Here is a 17,651-nt window from a genome sequence, read left to right as displayed (position 1 = left end):
CCCGGCAGGTCGGAGCGCACCCTGTGCGCGACCGGGTCGGGGGGAGGCCGGTCGTCGCGCACAGGGTGCGCTTCTGCGAGCCTTACTCCGGGTCGTAGTCCAGGATCGGCGCCAGCCAGCGTTCGGCCTCCTCGCGCGTCCAGCCCTTGCGCCGGGCATAGTCGTCGACCTGCTCGCGGGTGATCCGGCCGACCACGAAGTATTGGCTGTCCGGGTGCGCGAAGTACCAGCCGGACACCGCCGCAGCCGGGGTCATCGCGAAGCCCTCGGTAAGGTTCATGCCGGCGTTCGCCGGCGCGTCGAGCAGGGCGAACAGCGTGGCCTTTTCGGTGTGGTCGGGGCAGGCGGGGTAGCCGGGGGCGGGGCGGATGCCGCGGTAGCCCTCCGCAATCAGGGTGTCGTTGTCCAGCGCCTCGTCGGGTGCGTAGCCCCAGAACTCGCGGCGCACGCGCTCGTGCATGCGTTCGGCGAACGCTTCGGCCAGGCGGTCGGCCAGTGCCTTGAGCAGGATCGCCGAGTAGTCGTCGTGCGCCGCCTCGAAGCGGGCCACGTGCTGCTCGATGCCGATGCCGGCGGTGACCGCAAAGCCGCCGATCCAGTCGGGCTTGTCGCTGTCCTTCGGCGCGATGAAGTCGCTCAGGCAGAAGTCGGGACGCTCGGCCGGCTTGTCCGCCTGTTGGCGCAGGTGGTGCAGCGTCGCGCCCTTCGCGCTGCCTTCGAGGACGATGTCGTCGCCGACGCTCGCCGCCGGCCAGAAGCCGATCACGCCGCGGGCGGTCAGCCACTTTTCGGCGATCAGCGTGTCCAGCATCTTCTGCGCGTCGGCGAACAGCTCGCTGGCCTGACTGCCGACGATCTCGTCGGTGAGGATGGCGGGGTAGCGGCCGGCCAGTTCCCAGGCGTTGAAGAACGGTGTCCAGTCGATGTACTGGCGCAGTTCGGCGAGGTCGTAATTCTCGAACACGTGCAGTCCGGGCTGCTTCGGCTGGGCCGGCTGGTAGGCGTACCAGTCGCAGCTGAAGCGCTGGCCGCGCGCCTTCTCCAGCGACACCAGTTGCTTGCCCGGGCCGCGGTTGCGATGGCGTTCGCGCACGTCGGCGTACTCAGCGCGCACCTTGTCCATGAACGCGTCCACCAGCTCCTTGCTGAGCAGCGACTGCGCCACGCCGACCGCGCGCGAGGCGTCCTTCACCCACACGGTGGGCGCCTTGTAGTGCGGGTCGATCTTCAGCGCGGTGTGCGCGCGCGAGGTGGTGGCGCCGCCAATCAGCAGCGGGATCTGGAACTCCTGGCGCTGCATCTCGCGCGCCACCTGGCTCATTTCTTCCAGCGAGGGCGTGATAAGCCCGGACAGCCCGATGATGTCGGCGTGGTGCTCGCGCGCGGCGTCGAGAATCTTCTGCGCCGGCACCATCACGCCCAGGTCGATCACCTCGAAGTTGTTGCAGCGGAGCACCACGCCGACGATGTTCTTGCCGATGTCGTGCACGTCGCCCTTCACCGTGGCCATCACGATGGTGCCGTTGTTCTTGCCGGCGTCGCCGGTGCGCAGCTTTTCTTCCTCGATGAACGGAATGAGGTGGGCGACCGCCTTCTTCATCACGCGGGCGGATTTGACCACCTGCGGCAGGAACATCTTGCCGGCGCCGAACAGGTCGCCGACCACGTTCATGCCGTCCATCAACGGGCCTTCGATCACGTCCAGCGGACGGGGCGAGAGCTGGCGCGCCTCCTCGGTGTCCTCCACTACGAACTGGTCGATGCCATGCACCAGCGCGTGGCTGAGACGCTCGCGCACCGGCTTTTCGCGCCAGGCGAGCGTCTCGACCACCGCCTCGCCCTTCTTGGACTTGAAGCGTTCGGCGATCTCCAGCAGCCGTTCGGTGGCATCGGCGCGGCGGTTGAGCACCACGTCCTCGACGCGCTCGCGCAGTTCCTCGGGGATGTCGTCGTAGATCATCAGCGCGCCGGCGTTGACGATGCCCATGTCCATGCCGGCCTGGATCGCGTGGTACAGGAATACCGAATGGATCGCCTCGCGCACGGTGTTGTTGCCGCGGAACGAGAACGACACGTTGGACACGCCGCCGGAGACGTGGCTGAGCGGAAAACGTTTCTTCAGCTCGCGGGTCGCCTCGATGAAGTCCACCGCGTAGTTGTTGTGCTCCTCGATGCCGGTGGCGATGGCGAAGATGTTGGGGTCGAAGATGATGTCTTCCGGCGGGAAGTCGAGCTTCTCGGTGAGCAGCGCGTAGGCGCGCGAGCAGATCTCCACCTTGCGCGCGCAGGTATCGGCCTGGCCGACTTCGTCGAATGCCATCACCACCACCGCGGCGCCGTACTGCTGCACCTTGCGCGCCTGCTCCAGAAAGGCCGCCTCGCCTTCCTTCATCGAGATGGAATTGACGATGCCCTTGCCCTGCAGGCAGCGCAGGCCCGCCTCGATCACCGTCCACTTGGAGGAATCGACCATCACCGGCACGCGGGCGATGTCCGGCTCGGCGGCGATCAGGTTGAGGAAGCGCGTCATCGCCGCCTCGGAGTCGATCAGGCCCTCGTCCATGTTGACGTCGATGATCTGCGCGCCGTTCTCCACCTGCTGGCGTGCGACTTCAATCGCCTCGGCGTAGCGGTCTTCCTTGATCAGCTTGCGGAACTGCGCCGAGCCGGTGACGTTGGTGCGCTCGCCGACGTTGACGAACAGCAGGTCCGGCGTGATGACCAGAGGTTCGAGGCCAGACAGGCGGGTGTAGCGGGGAGTGTTCATCGAATAAGAAGGCCGGCAGGTATTGCTCCCTCTCCCCTGGCTTCGCCGGGGGAGAGGGGTGGGGTGAGGGGGCGCTCTGATGCCTGGGCGAAGGGGAAAGCCAAAAGCCGCCTCGTCTTCCAGTCGCCCGACCGAGTCGAGTGCACGCTCTTTCTTCCGAGCGGGAGGCAAGGGATAGAGCTCAAGCGCGCGGCGTCTGGGCTCTTTGTTCCCTCTCCCCTGGCGTAGCCGGGGGAGAGGGTTGGGGTGAGGGGGGGCCTGATGCATCGCTGACGTGCACAGCCAAAAGCTTCCCCCTCACCCAACCCTCTCCCCCGAGCGAAGCTCGGGGGAGAGGGCTCAAGCGCGTGGTGCCTCGGCGCATTGCTCCCTCTCTCCTTGCTTTGTCGGGGGAGAGGGCCGGGGTGAGGGGGGAGCTCTGATGCCTGATTGAAGGGGAAAGCCAAAAGCTTCCCCCTCACCCACCCCCCCGATCGAGTCGAGGGCAGGCTCTCTCCCCCCAGCGGGGCTCGGGGGAGAGGGCTAAAGCGTGTGGCGTCGCGGGCCGTCGCTGCCTCTCTCCCGTGCAGGGGAAGGCTCCAGCGTTGCGGCAACTCGCAACTCACGCCGCAGCCTCGTCCAGCGACGGCAGTGCACGCGGCGCGCAGTCCTTCACCGCCTCCGCAATCGCACTGATGTGCGCCGGCGTGGTGCCGCAGCAGCCGCCGACCAGGTTGAGCAGGCCGTCCCGCGCAAAGCCGCGGATCGCGCTGGCCATCTGCTCGGGCGTCTCGTCGTATTCGCCGAACGCATTGGGCAGGCCGGCGTTCGGGTGCGTGCTGACGTAGCCGTCGGCGACGCGCGCCAGGGTCTGGATGTGCGGGCGCAGGTCGGCCGCGCCGAGCGCGCAGTTCAGCCCCACCGACAGCGGACGCGCGTGCTGCACCGAGTAATAGAACGCCTCGGCGGTCTGCCCCGAGAGCGTGCGGCCGGAGCGGTCGGTGATGGTGCCGGAGATCATCACCGGCAAGCGCCCACCGCGCTCGCGGAACAGCTCGGCCAGCGCGAACAGCGCGGCCTTGGCGTTGAGCGTGTCGAAGATCGTCTCGACCATGATCAGGTCGGCGTCGCCGTCGATCAGGCCGCGGGCCGATTCGGTGTAGTTGGCCGCCAGCTCGTCGAAGCTCACGTTGCGAAAGCCCGGATCGTTGACGTCCGGCGACAGCGAGGCGGTGCGGCTGGTGGGGCCGAGCACGCCGATGACGAAGCGCGGCTTGTGCGGCGTCTTTGCCTCCATCGCGTCGCAGGCCGCGCGGGCCAGCGCGGCGCCGGCACGATTGAGCTCGTAGGCGAGGTGTTCGAGGTGGTAGTCGGCTTGGCTGATGCGGGTGGAGTTGAAGGTGTTGGTTTCCACCAGGTCCGCGCCGGCCTCCAGGTAGGCCGTGTGCACGCCGCGAATGATGTCCGGTTGGGTCAGCGTGAGCAGGTCGTTGTTGCCCTTCAGGTCGCAGGCACCGGGGTGATCGTGCGCATGCGTGCTGTCGTGGCCGCCAGCGAAGCGCTCGCCACGGAAGGCCGTCTCGTCGAGCTGGTGACCCTGCAGCATGGTGCCCATGCCGCCGTCGAGGATCAGGATGCGCTCGCGAAGCGCCGCCTGGAGCTTGGCGACGCGCTCAGGATGGAGCCAGGGCAGGGTGGTCATGGGCATGTTCCTCGATGGCCTACGGCTTGCGCGCCAGCAGGCTGATGACTTCGAAATGCGGGGCCTTGCGCTCGCGGCTGAGGCGATTGGCGCTCACCACGTCCAGTCCCGCGGCCGCGGCAAAACCGCCGAGTTGCTTGAGCGAGAAGCCGAGATTGATGTGGTCGAACGGCTCCACCGCGGCGCGGTGGTCGTGCTCGCCCAGCGTGACCGCCAGCAGGCGGCCGCCGGGGCGCAGCACGCGGGCCGCTTCGGACACGGCTACGGCCGGTTCGGCGGCGTAGGTGAGCGCGTGCAGCATCAGCACCAGGTCGAAGCGCCGCTCGCCCAGGTCCAGTGCCTGCATGTCGCCCTGACGCACCTCCACGTTGGAGAACGCCTGCAGGCGACGGGCCGCGGCTTCGACCACGCGCTCGCTGGAGTCGATGCAGACGATCGAGCGCGCGTGCGGCGCCAGCAGTTCGGCGGTGATGCCGTCGCCGGAGGCAATGTCCAGCACGTCACCGGTTTCCAGCAACTGCAGCAGCGAGCGGGCCAGGGTTTCCCAGGTGCGGCCGGGCGAGTAGTGGCGTTCCATGTCGCCGGCGACCGTATCGGCCCAGCCGGCCTCGCGGGCGCGCTGGGCCAGTACGCCGGGGACCCGGGCAGCGTCCTCGCGCAGCAGGGCGTCGTCGATGCTCTCGCGGAGCGACTTCACCAACTGGTGCTGATGCTCGTCGCCTTCGGCATTGGCCCGGTAGTAGGCCGATACGCCGGCGCGGCGGTCACGCACCAGGTTGGCCTCTTTCAGCTTGGCCAGGTGGGTGGAGACCCGTGGCTGCGCCAGATGCAGCACCGCGGCCAGCTCGGCCACGGTCAGCTCTTCGCTCTCCAGCAGCGCCAGCAAGCGCACCCGGGTCGGGTCCGCCAACAGGCGCAGCACACTGGAGGCGGTCGCCAGATCCATGATCATCCTTTTATCGCGATAAAAAGATTTATAAGGCTAGGGCGGCATCCGAGGTGCGTCAAGGCCCGTAAGAGCGGCGGCGCCTGGGTAGTGTCCCTCACTGCTCTGCTGCATCCGCACAGGGCGTCATTTGGGGCCACGTTAGAATGGGCGGCTAAGTCACGACCTGGAGTAGTTCATGGATTTCCGTTTTACCGAAGACCAGCTGTCGATCCAGGCGATCGCCCGCGATTTCGCGCTCAAGCGCATCGCCCCCGTGGCAGCCGAGCTCGACGCGAGGGGCGAGTTCCCGCTGGACAACATCCGCGAGATGGGCCAGCTCGGCCTGATGGGCATCGAAGTGCCCGAGGAGTACGGTGGCGCGGGCATGGACCCGGTGGCCTACGTGCTGGCGATGATCGAGATCGCCGCGGCCGACGCGGCCACCTCCACCGTGATGTCGGTGAACAACTCGCTGTTCTGCAACGGCATCCTCAAGCACGGCAGCGAGGAGCAGAAGCAGAAGTACGTGCGCGCGATCGCCCAGGGCGAGGCGATCGGCGCCTACGCGCTGACCGAGCCGCAGTCCGGCTCCGACGCCTCGGCCATGCACACTCGCGCCACCAGGAACGAGAACGGCGACTGGGTGATCAACGGCAAGAAGAGCTGGATCACCTCCGGCCCGGTGGCCCGCTACATCGTGCTGTTCGCCATCACCACGCCGGGCATCGGCGCCAAGGGCGTGTCGGCCTTCATCATCGATACGCAAAAGCCGGGCTTCCACGCCGGCAAGACCGAGCCGAAGCTGGGTATCCGCGCCTCGGCCACCTGCGAGATCGAGCTCAATGAGTACGTTTGCTCGAAGGACGACGTGCTGGGTGAGGTCGGCAAGGGCTTCTCCATTGCCATGGGCGTGCTCGATGCCGGCCGGATCGGTATCGCCTCGCAGGCCGTGGGCATCGCCCGGGCCGCGTACGAGGCCACGCTGCAGTGGTCGCGCGACCGCAAGGCGTTCGGCCACCCGATCGGCACCTTCCAGATGACCCAGGCCAAGATCGCCGACATGAAGTGCAAGCTGGACGCGGCCACCCTGCTCACCCTGCGTGCTGCGTGGGCCAAGGGCGAGGCGGAGAAGAATGGCGGCCGCTTCGGCACCGAGGCGTCGGTGGCCAAGCTGGTGGCCTCCGAGGCGGCGATGTGGATCACCCACCAGGCGGTGCAGATCCATGGCGGCATGGGCTATTCCAAGGAACTGCCGCTGGAGCGCTATTTCCGCGACGCCAAGATCACCGAGATCTACGAGGGCACCAGTGAAATCCAGCGCATCGTGATCGCCCGCAACGAGACGGGGCTGCGCTGAAAAGCGAGGAGTGAGTGAAGAGGAGTGAGAAGTGAGTAAAGGCCACTTCGCTGACCTTCACGAAAAAAAGCCCCGGCAAATGCCGGGGCTTTTTTATCGACGCATTTGATGGAGCAAGGCAATGAGCTGAGGCACGCGAGGGCGTCACCTCTCACTTCTCACTTCTCTTCACTCACTCCTCGCTCTACGCCCCGCGTCGCGGATCCGAGTCGAACGGCTGCATCCCGCCATGCCCGGACGACGACGTGCTGTCGTCGTGGTGGTGATCCAGCCGGTCACCCAGCAGGCGCCGGACCGTGACGTAGAACACAGGGATCAGCAGCAGGCCGAGGAAGGTGGCGAACGTCATGCCACCGATCACCCCGGTACCGATCGCGTGGCGCGAGTTGGCGCCGGCACCGGTGGAAACGGCCAGCGGCAGCACGCCGAGGATGAAGGCCAGCGAGGTCATCAGGATCGGGCGCAGGCGCAGGCGGGCTGCCTCGATCACCGCCTCACGCAACGGCTTGCCGGCAGCCTGCTGCTCCACCGCGAACTCGACGATCAGGATCGCGTTCTTCGCTGCCAGGCCGATCACCGTGATCATGCCGATCTTGAAGTAGATGTCGTTCGGCAGGCCTCGCGCCATCGAGAACACCACGGCACCGAGCAGGCCCAGCGGTACCACCAGCAGCACGGATACCGGGATCGACCAGCTCTCGTAGAGCGCGGCCAGGCACAGGAACACGATCACCACCGACAGCACCATCAGCAACGTGGCGGCATTGCCGGAGAGGATCTCCTGGTAGGACTGCCCGGTCCAGTCGTAGCCGAAGCCCTTGGGCAGGTCGTCGTTGACGATCTTCTCCATCTCGGCCATGGCCTGGCCGGTGGAATAGCCCTGTGCCGGATTGCCCACGATCTCCACCGCCGAGTACCCGTTGTAGCGGGCCAGCGCGGGCGAGGCCATGTGCCACTGGGCGTCGACCACGTTGGAAATCGGGATCATCTGCGGCGTGCCGTCGGCATTGGTCTGCGTGCTCGGCGTATAGATGTGCTGCAGCGCATCCGGCCCCATGCGATAGGGCTGGTCGGCCTGCATCAGCACGCGCTTTACGCGCCCGCCATAGGCGAAGTCGTTGACGTAGACCGGGGCCAGGGTCAGCTGGATCGCGGTGTAGATGTCGCTGACCGACAGACCCAGTGACTGCGCCTGGGTGCGGTCCACGTGCAGCTGCAGGGCCGGGGCGTCCTCCAGCGCCTGCGGACGGATACCGGTGAGCTTCTCATCCTGCGCGGCCTTGGCGAGCAGGGTGTTTCGCGCCTGGGTGAGCTCCGTACGGGTCTGTCCTGCGCGAGCCTGCAGCCACATGTCGATCCCGCCAAACTGGCTGAGACCGCGGATGGTCGGCAGGTTCACCATGAAGATCTGCGCATCGCGGATGCTGCTCAGCGCACGGTTGGATTCGGCGATGAACTGGTCGGCGGTTTCCTTGCGTTCGGACCAGTCCTTCAGGTGCACGAAGGTCATGCCGGTGTTCTCGCCGGCGCCGACGAAGCTGAAGCCGGACACCTGGAACATCCCCTCCACTGCCGGATTCTTGAGCAGGACGGCGCGGATCTCCTTCATCACGTGCTCGGTGCGCGAGACCGTCGCTCCAGGCGGCAGCGAAACGATCGCCAGCGCCACGCCCTGGTCCTCGCTGGGCACGAAGCTGGTGGGCATGCGGTTGAAGAGCACGCCGCACAGCACGACGATCACCGCGAACACCGCCATCCACCGCGGAGCATGGTTGACCGCGCCATGGATGTGCCCGCTGTAAGTGCGGGTGACGCGGTCGAAGATGCGGTTGAAGCTGCGGTAGACGATGTTCTTCTTGTGCTCGTGCTCCGGCCTGAGGATGCTCGCGCACAACGCCGGTGTGAACGACAGCGCGAGGAAAGCCGAGAAGCCCATCGACACGGCAATGGTGAGCGCGAACTGCTTGTAGATCACGCCCGAGGCACCCGGCTGCAGCGCCGAAGGCACGAACACCGCCGCCAGCACCACCGTGATCGCCACGATTGCGCCGGTGATCTGGCCCATCGCCTTGCGCGTGGCTTCCTTCGGTGACAGGCCTTCCTCGGTCATGATGCGCTCGACGTTCTCGATCACCACGATCGCGTCGTCCACCACGATGCCGATCGCCAGCACCATGCCGAACAGGGTGAGCTGGTTGACCGTGAAGCCCAGCGGCAGCAGGCCGATGAAGGTGCCCAGCAGCGCCACCGGGATCACCAGGGTAGGGATGATCGTGGCGCGGATGTTCTGCAGGAACACCAGCATCACCAGGAACACCAGCACCATCGCCTCGACCAGCGTGTGCATTACCTCCTTGATGGAGATGCGCACGAATGGGGTGCTGTCGTAGGGAACCGACCAGGTCACGCCGGGCGGGAAGCTCTTGGCCAGCTCGGTCATCTTCGCGCGCACCGCGGTGGCGACGTCCAGCGCGTTGGCACCGGGCAGCAGCTGCACGCCGAAGGCGCCGGCCTCCTGGCCGTTGTACTGGGCGTGGAAGCCGTAGTTCTGGGGGCCGAAGGCGATGCGCGCCACGTCACGCAGGCGCACTGCGGTGCCGTCGCCGTTGGCGCGCAGGATGATGTCGCCGAACTGCTTGGGCGTCGAGAAGCGGCCTTCGGCTGACACGGTGGCACTGAAGCCCTGTCCCGACGGGGCCGGATCCGCGCCCAGCGAGCCGGCCGCGAACTGCACGTTCTGCGCGCGGATCGCCGCCAGCACCTGGGAGGCCGACAGGCCATATCCGTGGAGCTTGTCGGGATTGAGCCAGATCCGCATCGCGTATTCGGAACCGATCTGGCGGATGTTGCCGACACCGGAGATGCGCGAGATCTGGTCAAGCACCTGCGAGGCAACGATGTCGTTGAGCTTGGCGCCGTCGATGGTCGGGTTGCTCGAGGTCAGCGCCACGAACATCAGGAAGTCCGGGTTGGCCTTGGCCACCACCACGCCCTGCTGGGTGACTTCCGAAGGCAGTCGCGGCGTGGCCAGCGAGACCTTGTTCTGCACCTGCACCTGGGCGATGTCGGGATCGGTGCCGGTTTCGAAGGTCAGGGTGACCGACGAAGAGCCGTTGGCGCTGGACGACGAGCTGAAATAGAGCAGGTGGTCGATGCCGGTCAGCTGCTGTTCGATGACCTGGGTTACCGTTTTCTCCGTGGTGTCGGCGCTGGCGCCCGGGTAGGACGCGTTCACCGTCACCTGCGGCGGGGCAATGTTCGGGTAGGACTCGATGCCCATGTTGAGCACCGCCAGCGTGCCACCCAGGGTAATCAGGATGGCCACCACCCAGGCGAAGATCGGGCGATCGATGAAAAAGCTGGGCATGGATGCGCTCCGTTACTTGCCGCGGGCCGCCGACCGGCTTGAAGCCGAGGCGGAGCCGGACGGTCCGGGCGTCCAGGGCTCGGCCGTCGCGGGCGCTCCGTCCTTGACCTTCTGCAGGCCGGAAACGATGACCTTGTCATTCGCTGCCAGCCCGTCGGTCACCAACCAGTTGCTGCCGATGGCCTGGTCGGCGGTGACGTCCTTGCGCGCCACCTTGCCGTCCTTGCCGACCACCATGACGTAGGCGCCGACGGTGTCGCGCTGCAGCGCGGGTTGCGGCACGAGGAACACCTTGTGCTGTTCGCCCAGGCGGGCCTTCAGGGTCACGTACATCCCCGGCAGCAGCACATGGCCGGGGTTGGGCACCGTTGCGCGCAGGTCGACCGAGCCGGTGGCCGGGTTCACCGTGGTGTCGGAAAAGTCCACAGTGCCGGGATGGTCGTAGCGGCTGCCGTCGGGCAGCGCGACCTCGACGGTCGCCTTGTCGGTGGCGGCGAGGGTCACGCTGCCATTGGCCTGGGAGCGGCGCATCTGGTCAAGCTCCGCGGTGCTGAGGCTGAAGTTCACGTACAGCGGATCGATCTGGTCCACCGTGGTCAGCAGCGTCGCGTCGCCCTGGCCGACCAGGGCGCCCTCGGTCACCTGCTGCTTGCCGGCACGGCCGTCGATCGGCGACCGGACATTGGCGTAGCCCAGGTTGATGCGAGCGGTCTGCACGTTCGCCTGGGCCTGTTGCACGCTGGCTGCAGCGGTGCGCTCGGCCGCCAGCGCATTGTCCAGGTCGGACTTGGAGACGTAACCCTTAGGTGCCAGCTCGCGCACGCGATCGGCGGCCACCTTGGCGTTGGTGTAGGAGGCGCGTGCCTGGGCCAGGTTCGCCAGGCTGGCATCGAGCGCGGCCTTGAGCGGTGCGGGATCGATCTGGAACAGCAGTTGGCCCTTCTTCACGTCGGAACCTTCCGCGTAGACGCGCTTGACCAGAACTCCCGCGACGCGCGCGCGCACATCGGCGCTGCGATAGGGCGACAGGCGGCCGACAAGGTCCTTGCTCAGGGGCTGGTTCGTCGGCGCGACGGTGACGACGCCAACCTGGGGCGGCGGCGGTGCCGGCTGGGCATTCCTGTCCTTGCCTCCGCATGCAGCCAATGCCAGCAGGCCAAGGCACAACAGGGGTGCGCGCAGTGAAGAGGGGTTCATGAAAACTCCATGATCGCGTTGTCAGGTTTATTCGGTGCCGCAACATGGCCTGGCTGCGAACCCGTGGCGGGGAAGGTTCGCAGCGGCATTGGGGTCCGGCGGGGAGGGGCGCCGTCGCCTTGCCGATCGTCCGCGAGTCGCGGAGCAGTGCTTGGCGCGAACATCAAAACGCCAATATACCCAGCAGTACAAAATTTGTCTCGCCCGTTGATTCAGCTTGGCTGGGCCCTTTACGCACTTGTGGCAGAGGCGGATTTGTGAATGCGATCCGGCGCCGGCGGCCGATGCAGTGACATCGCGTCACGACGAATCATCCCGGGCATGAAACCGGGCGTGCTGCCAGGGTCGGAGCATCGGCGCGCATGCTTCGAGGTGAAGACGTTTTCTATTGCGCTGCAGCGTGATCGCCCGGCAGCTTTCCATGCGCCCGGGCATGGCGACACGCGGCGTTGCGCGGTGGATTCGACGAAACGCGAAGCGTATCCTTCGCAGGCTTTTTGTTCCCCCTCTGCATCCACTGAACAGTAGAAGCCATGAATGCGATTCGCGCGGCCGTGAATGAGTCCCTCGCAGCAGCTGTCATCGACGAAACAAGCAAAAAGGATTTGCCCGTCCAGCGCCTCCAGGAGGCGCAATTTTTTATCCGCGCCTTCTTCGCGCGACTGGCCTCTGGCGACGAGTCGCTGCATACCCCGGCGCAGTGGGCCGAACTGGTGCTCGATCTGCTCGGATTCATCGCCCGGCGCGAGCCCGGCCGGGCATCGGTGCGAGTGACCAATCCCGCGCTCGGTCATGACGGCCGCAGCGTCGTGGAGGTGGTGACCGACGACATGCCGTTCCTGGTTGATACCGTCAGCATGATCCTGTCGGCGGATGGTCCCATCCATACGGTGATCCACCCGGTGGTCAGGGTCGCACGGGATGCCGCAGGCGCCCTGCAGTCCATCGGCGGCGATCAGGGTCAACCCGAATCGGTGATGCATTTCGAGATCGACCGGCTCGCCGACGGCGAGCCACAGGCCGAGTTGAAGGCCCGGATCGAGTCCGCGCTGGATGACGTCCGGCTGGCTGTCCGTGACTGGGAGGCGATGCGGGACAAGGCCCGTGCCATTGCCGCCGAGCTGCCGGTCCGACCGAACACGCGCGATGTCGCCGCGACGACCGAGTCGGCGGAGTTCCTGCGCTGGCTGGCCGACGACAACTTCACCTTCCTTGGCTACCGCGAATACGAGGTTCGGCAGGGCGAGGGCGGCGAAGTGCTGCAGTCGGTCGAGGGCTCGGGGCTGGGCATCCTGTCCGGCACGGAGCGCTCGCTGGCACCGCGTTCGGTGGCCTCGCTCGGGGCCCACGGCGCCACCGCCGGTTCGATCGAGCCGGTGATCCTGACCAAGACCAATGCCCGTTCACAGGTGCATCGTCCGGGCCACATGGACTATGTCGGCGTGTTGCGCTTCGATGCCAACGGCGAGCCGATCGCCGAGCAGCGCTTCCTCGGCATGTTCTCGTCCAATGCCTACATGGCCCGTCCGCAGGACGTGCCGGTGGTGCGCAACAAGGTCGAGGCGGTGCTCACCCGTTCCGGGTTGAAGCGCGATTCGCATTCGGGCAAGTCACTGCGCCACATCCTGGAGACGCTGCCGCGTGACGAGCTGTTCCAGTCAAACGAGGACGAGCTGTACCAGGCGGTTTCCGGCATCCTGGAGCTGCGCCAGCGCGCGCGAACCCAGCTCTTCGTGCGTCGCGACCGCTACGGGCGCTTCTTCACCTGCATGGTGTTCGTGCCGCGCGAACGCTTCAACACCACGGTGCGCGAACGCATCGAGGCACTGCTGCGCGAGGCGCTGCATGGCCTGGAGCTGGATTCGACCGTGCTGCTGGGCGACTCCGCGCTGGCGCGCCTGCACGTGGTGGTGCGTCCCCGCGTGGGCGAGCAGGTGTCCTACGACCTGCACGCGCTGGAAGAGGGCGTGGCCGGTATCGTGCGCAACTGGCAGGACGAGGTGCGCGACTCGCTGGTCGGCCGGCTCGGTCCGCAGCGAGGCGTGGTGCTGGCCAATCGCTACGCTCGCGCCATGCCGCCCGGTTACATCGACGAGGTCGCGCCGGCCGTGGCTGCGGCCGACATCGAGGCGCTGGCTAGCCTCGAGGACGACGATGCCATCCGCATGTCGCTGTATCGCCATGCGGACGGGTCGCTGCGCTTCAAGGTGATCCATGCGGGCGAGCCGATCCCGCTCTCCGAGGCGCTGCCGATGCTGGAGAACATGGGCGTGCGCATGCTGGCCGAGCATGTCTACAGCCTGGAGGGCCAGGAGCGCCCGCTCACCATCCACGACTTCGAGGTCAAGCCCAAGCAGCCGCTGAGCTTCGAGCTGGAGCACGTGCGCGACCGCTTCGAGCGCGCATTCGAGGCACTGTGGCGCGGCCACGCCGAGAGCGACGGCTTCAACAACCTGGTGCTGTTCGCCCAGGCCGACTGGCGTCAGATCGCGGTGCTGCGCGGCTACTGCAAGTACCTCCAGCAGGTCGGCATCGCGTTCTCGCAGACCTACATGGAAGCCACGCTCAACCGCTACCCGGCGATCGCCGGGGTGCTGATCGAGCTGTTCCATGCCAAGTTCGATCCGCGCCGCGAATCGCTCTCGGCCGACGAGCGGGTTCGCGCCGGCGAAGACCTTCGTCGCGAGATGCTGGCGCTGATCCCCGAGGCCACGCGCAACGCGCGGCCGGAGCTGGTCGATGGCATGGTCGCCTGCCTGGCCAAGCCCCGCGCCGAGCAGGTGCAGGTGCTGACCGAGGCGCTGCGCACGCTGCTCGACGACGTGGCGAGCCTGGATGACGAGCGCATCGTCAAGAGCTATCTCGACGTGATGGGAGCCACGCTGCGTACCAGCTACTTCCAGCTGTGGGACGGCAAGCATCGCCCGTACATCAGCTTCAAGTTCGACTCGCACCGCGTGCCGGACGCGCCCAAGCCGGTGCCGTACCGCGAAATCTTCGTGTACTCGCCGCGGGTGGAGGGCGTGCACCTGCGCTTCGGCCCGGTGGCGCGCGGTGGCCTGCGCTGGTCCGACCGCCGCGAGGATTTCCGCACCGAAGTGCTGGGCCTGGTGAAGGCGCAGATGGTGAAGAACACCGTCATCGTGCCGGTCGGCTCGAAGGGCGGCTTCTACGTCAAGAATCCGCCCGAGGGCGGCGATCGCGACGCGCAGCTGGCCGAGGGCATCGCCTGCTACCGGCTGTTCATCGCCGGCCTGCTCGACATCACCGACAACCTGGTCGAGGGCAAGGTGGTGCCGCCGCACGACGTGGTGCGTCACGACCAGGACGACCCGTACCTGGTGGTGGCCGCCGACAAGGGTACGGCGACGTTTTCCGACATCGCCAACGCGATCTCGGTGGCGCACGGCTTCTGGCTGGGCGACGCGTTCGCCTCCGGCGGCTCCAACGGCTACGACCACAAGGCGATGGGCATCACCGCCAAGGGCGCGTGGGAGTCGGTGAAGCGGCACTTCCGCGCGCTGGGTCGCGACTCGCAGACGCAGGACTTCACCTGTGTGGGCATCGGCGACATGTCCGGCGACGTGTTCGGCAACGGCATGCTGCTGTCGCGCCACATCCGGCTGGTGGCGGCGTTCGATCACCGCCATGTCTTCCTCGACCCGAATCCGGACGTGGAACGTTCGTTCGTCGAGCGCGAGCGCATGTTCAAGCTGCCTCGCTCGAGCTGGGAGGACTACGACAAGTCGCTGATCTCCGCCGGCGGTGGCGTGTATCCGCGCAGCGCCAAGTCGATCCCGATCTCGCCCGAAGTGCGTGCGGTGCTCGGCATCAAGGGTGACGTCGCCCAGCTGTCGCCGACCGAACTGCTCAGCGCGATCCTCAAGGCGCCGGTCGACCTGCTGTGGAACGGCGGCATCGGCACTTATGTCAAGGCGACCAGCGAGACGCACGCCGAGGTCGGCGACCGCGCCAACAACGCGCTCCGTGTGAATGGCGCGGAGCTGCGCTGCAAAGTGGTGGGCGAGGGCGGCAATCTGGGCATGACCCAGAAGGGGCGCATCGAGGCCGCCCAGCACGGCGTGCTGCTCAACACCGACTTCATCGACAACTCCGCCGGCGTGGACACCTCCGACCACGAGGTGAACATCAAGATCCTGCTCGGCGACGCCATGCAGCGCGGTGAGCTCACCGAGGAGGCGCGCAACGAACAGCTGCGCGTGATGACCGACGAGGTCGGCCGACTGGTGCTGTGGGACAACTACCGCCAGAACCAGGCGATCACGGTGATGGAGCACCAGTCGATCAAGCGCATCGGCTCGATGGCGCACTTCATCCGTACGCTGGAGGGCGAGGGTCTGCTCGACCGCCAGGTGGAGAATCTGCCCAGCGACGCCGAGCTGACCGAACGCAAGACCCGCGGCCAGGGCCTGACCCGGCCGGAGCTGTCGGTGCTGCTGTCCTACGACAAGATCAAGCTGTACCAGCAGCTGCTCGAGTCCGACGTGCCGGAGGACCCGTACCTCTCCAAGGAGCTGGTCCGCTACTTCCCCGAGCCGCTGCATGGCAAGTACGCCGAGCACATGCAGCGCCATCGCCTGAAGCGCGAGATCATCGCCACCGCGGTGACCAACTCGACGATCAACCGCATGGGCGCCACCTTCATGATGCGCATGCAGGAAGACACCGGCCAGGGCCCGGCGGCGATCGCCAAGGCCTATACCGCCGCCCGCGAAATCCTGGATGCCCGCGAGCTGTGGGCGGAGATCGAGGCGTTGGACAGCAAGGTGGCCGAGAACACCCAGATCGACGCGATCCTGCAGATCTGGAACCTGCTGCGGCACATGACGCGCTGGCTGCTCAACCGTCCCGGTGGCACGTTGGATATCGCTGCCAACGTCGAGCGCTACCAGAGTCAGGTCAGCGAACTGCGCAAGGCGTTGCCCGGTGCGCTCACCGACACCGGTCGCGGCGATTTCGAGTCCAGCCAGGAGAAGTGGGAGGGGCTTGGCCTGCCGGGTGATCTCGCCGTGCGTCTGGCCAGGCTTTCCGAGCTTCGCGCCGCGCTCGACATGGTCGAGGTGGCCCAGCAGAGCGGCGCGCCGATCGCCCGCGTGGCTACCGTGTTCTACGAACTGGGCGAGGCGCTCGACCTGGAATGGCTGCGCGACCAGATCGAAGCGCTGCCGGTGGAGGGTGCCTGGCACGCGCAGGCCCGCGGTTCGCTGCTGGACGAGCTCAATCACCAGCACCGGGCACTGGCGCTGCAGGTGCTCACCCTCTGCGGCGACCGGACCGACCGCACGCCCGTGCAGGCCTGGCTCGAGCGTGACGATGCGACGCTCAAGTACACCCGAGCCATGCTGGCGGAGATCCTCGCGCAGAACGCGGACTATCCGATCGCCTCGGTCGCCGTTCGTCGCTTGGCGCAGCTGGCCCAGGTGCCGGTCGTCTGACCACGTCCGCCCTCCTGCATGGAGGGCGGCTGTGATCGTCCATGGACGCGCCGCGCCGTCGCCCGACGGCGCGGCGCTCCTGTAAGCTCGAAGGGTTGCCATCGCCCGCGGATACGTCATGCGCTTTGCCTTCGTCGCCAGCGATACACCGGTCGCCCAGCAGGCACGCCGCAAGCTGGTGGCCCAGTACGGCGACGTGCCGCCGGCGGAGGCCGAAGTGATCGTGGCACTCGGCGGCGATGGTTTCATGCTCCGCACCCTGCATGCCCACCGTGACGGGCAGGTGCCGGTCTACGGTATGAAGCTGGGCCGGGTCGGCTTCCTGATGAACAAGCACCGGCTCGAGGATCTGCCCGGGCGAATTACCCAGGCTCACGCGGCGACGCTCCATCCGCTGGAAATGCACACCACCGATGCCGATGGCGTCGAGGCCACGGCGATCGCCTTCAATGAGGTCTCGCTGCTTCGCCAGAGCAACCAGGCGGCGCACCTGGAAGTGAAGCTCAACGGCACGGTAAAGCTGTCCAACCTCATCTGCGACGGCCTCCTCGTGTCCACGCCGGCCGGTTCCACCGCCTACAACCTGTCGGCCCATGGCCCGATTCTGCCGCTGGACGCCAATGTGCTGGCGTTGACGCCGATCAGCCCGTTCCGTCCGCGCCGCTGGCGTGGCGCGATCCTCCCGCATCTGACTGAAGTCGGTCTGCGCGTGCTCGACCCGGGCAAGCGCCCGGTGAGTGCGACGGCCGATTTTCACGAGGTGCGGCACGTGCGCGAGGTGTCGATCCGGCAGGCGCGCGACCAGGGGGTTCGCCTGCTGTTCGATCCGGAGCACAACCTCGAGCAGCGCATCCTGGACGAGCAGTTCGCGCTCGACTGAGCGACACCGGCATCGGCC

At 66.9% G+C, this 17,651-nt stretch carries 8 protein-coding genes; 3 read left to right on the top strand and 5 right to left on the bottom strand.

Annotated elements, in window-relative coordinates; genetic code table 11:
* Positions 1–82: 82 nt before the first annotated feature.
* The 3 genes from metH to NC595_RS15555 all read right to left on the bottom strand — a co-directional run bounded on the left by metH (position 83) and on the right by NC595_RS15555 (position 5,394).
* Entirely contained in the window at positions 83–3,034 is a 2,952-nt protein-coding gene (gene metH / locus NC595_RS15565; protein ID WP_256489235.1) for a methionine synthase, read from the bottom strand.
* Between the two features lie 334 nt (positions 3,035–3,368).
* Positions 3,369–4,448 (bottom strand): homocysteine S-methyltransferase family protein, encoded by a 1,080-nt coding sequence (locus tag NC595_RS15560; protein ID WP_253567957.1) that lies wholly within the window; start codon positions 4,446–4,448, stop codon positions 3,369–3,371.
* A 19-nt stretch (positions 4,449–4,467) separates the two neighbouring features.
* Positions 4,468–5,394, bottom strand: a complete 927-nt coding sequence (locus NC595_RS15555; protein ID WP_253567954.1) for an ArsR/SmtB family transcription factor — start codon at positions 5,392–5,394, stop codon at positions 4,468–4,470.
* Positions 5,395–5,572: 178 nt separating this feature from the next.
* Here NC595_RS15555 and NC595_RS15550 point away from each other — a divergent pair, with 178 nt between their 5' ends.
* Entirely contained in the window at positions 5,573–6,733 is a 1,161-nt protein-coding gene (locus tag NC595_RS15550) for an acyl-CoA dehydrogenase family protein (RefSeq protein WP_253567952.1), read from the top strand.
* Positions 6,734–6,917: 184 nt separating this feature from the next.
* Here NC595_RS15550 and NC595_RS15545 read toward each other — a convergent pair whose 3' ends face one another.
* Both NC595_RS15545 and NC595_RS15540 read right to left on the bottom strand, forming a co-directional pair.
* Entirely contained in the window at positions 6,918–10,100 is a 3,183-nt protein-coding gene (locus NC595_RS15545; protein WP_253567950.1) for a multidrug efflux RND transporter permease subunit, read from the bottom strand.
* A gap of 12 nt (positions 10,101–10,112) precedes the next feature.
* Positions 10,113–11,297, bottom strand: a complete 1,185-nt coding sequence (locus tag NC595_RS15540) for an efflux RND transporter periplasmic adaptor subunit (protein WP_253567948.1) — start codon at positions 11,295–11,297, stop codon at positions 10,113–10,115.
* Positions 11,298–11,830: 533 nt separating this feature from the next.
* Between NC595_RS15540 and NC595_RS15535 the strand changes: the two genes are divergently transcribed.
* On the top strand, positions 11,831–16,753 hold the full coding sequence (locus tag NC595_RS15535) for an NAD-glutamate dehydrogenase (protein WP_253567946.1): 4,923 nt from the start codon (positions 11,831–11,833) through the stop codon (positions 16,751–16,753).
* Between the two features lie 118 nt (positions 16,754–16,871).
* Positions 16,872–17,633, top strand: a complete 762-nt coding sequence (locus NC595_RS15530; RefSeq protein WP_253567944.1) for an NAD kinase — start codon at positions 16,872–16,874, stop codon at positions 17,631–17,633.
* Positions 17,634–17,651 lie beyond the last annotated feature (18 nt).

The organism is Dyella lutea (assembly GCF_024158035.1).
Taxonomy (GTDB): domain Bacteria; phylum Pseudomonadota; class Gammaproteobacteria; order Xanthomonadales; family Rhodanobacteraceae; genus Dyella_A; species Dyella_A lutea.
This window is presented reverse-complemented; position numbering and strand designations above follow the sequence as displayed.

What these genes read in the sequence shown, in the direction of transcription:
- metH (WP_256489235.1), bottom strand. Translation starts at nt 3,034, where the DNA reads ATGCATCAGGCCCCCCCTCACCCCAACCCTCTCCCCCGGCTACGCCAG.
- NC595_RS15560 (WP_253567957.1), bottom strand. Translation starts at nt 4,448, where the DNA reads ATGACCACCCTGCCCTGGCTCCATCCTGAGCGCGTCGCCAAGCTCCAG.
- NC595_RS15555 (WP_253567954.1), bottom strand. Translation starts at nt 5,394, where the DNA reads ATGGATCTGGCGACCGCCTCCAGTGTGCTGCGCCTGTTGGCGGACCCG.
- NC595_RS15550 (WP_253567952.1), top strand. Translation starts at nt 5,573, where the DNA reads ATGGATTTCCGTTTTACCGAAGACCAGCTGTCGATCCAGGCGATCGCC.
- NC595_RS15545 (WP_253567950.1), bottom strand. Translation starts at nt 10,100, where the DNA reads ATGCCCAGCTTTTTCATCGATCGCCCGATCTTCGCCTGGGTGGTGGCC.
- NC595_RS15540 (WP_253567948.1), bottom strand. Translation starts at nt 11,297, where the DNA reads ATGAACCCCTCTTCACTGCGCGCACCCCTGTTGTGCCTTGGCCTGCTG.
- NC595_RS15535 (WP_253567946.1), top strand. Translation starts at nt 11,831, where the DNA reads ATGAATGCGATTCGCGCGGCCGTGAATGAGTCCCTCGCAGCAGCTGTC.
- NC595_RS15530 (WP_253567944.1), top strand. Translation starts at nt 16,872, where the DNA reads ATGCGCTTTGCCTTCGTCGCCAGCGATACACCGGTCGCCCAGCAGGCA.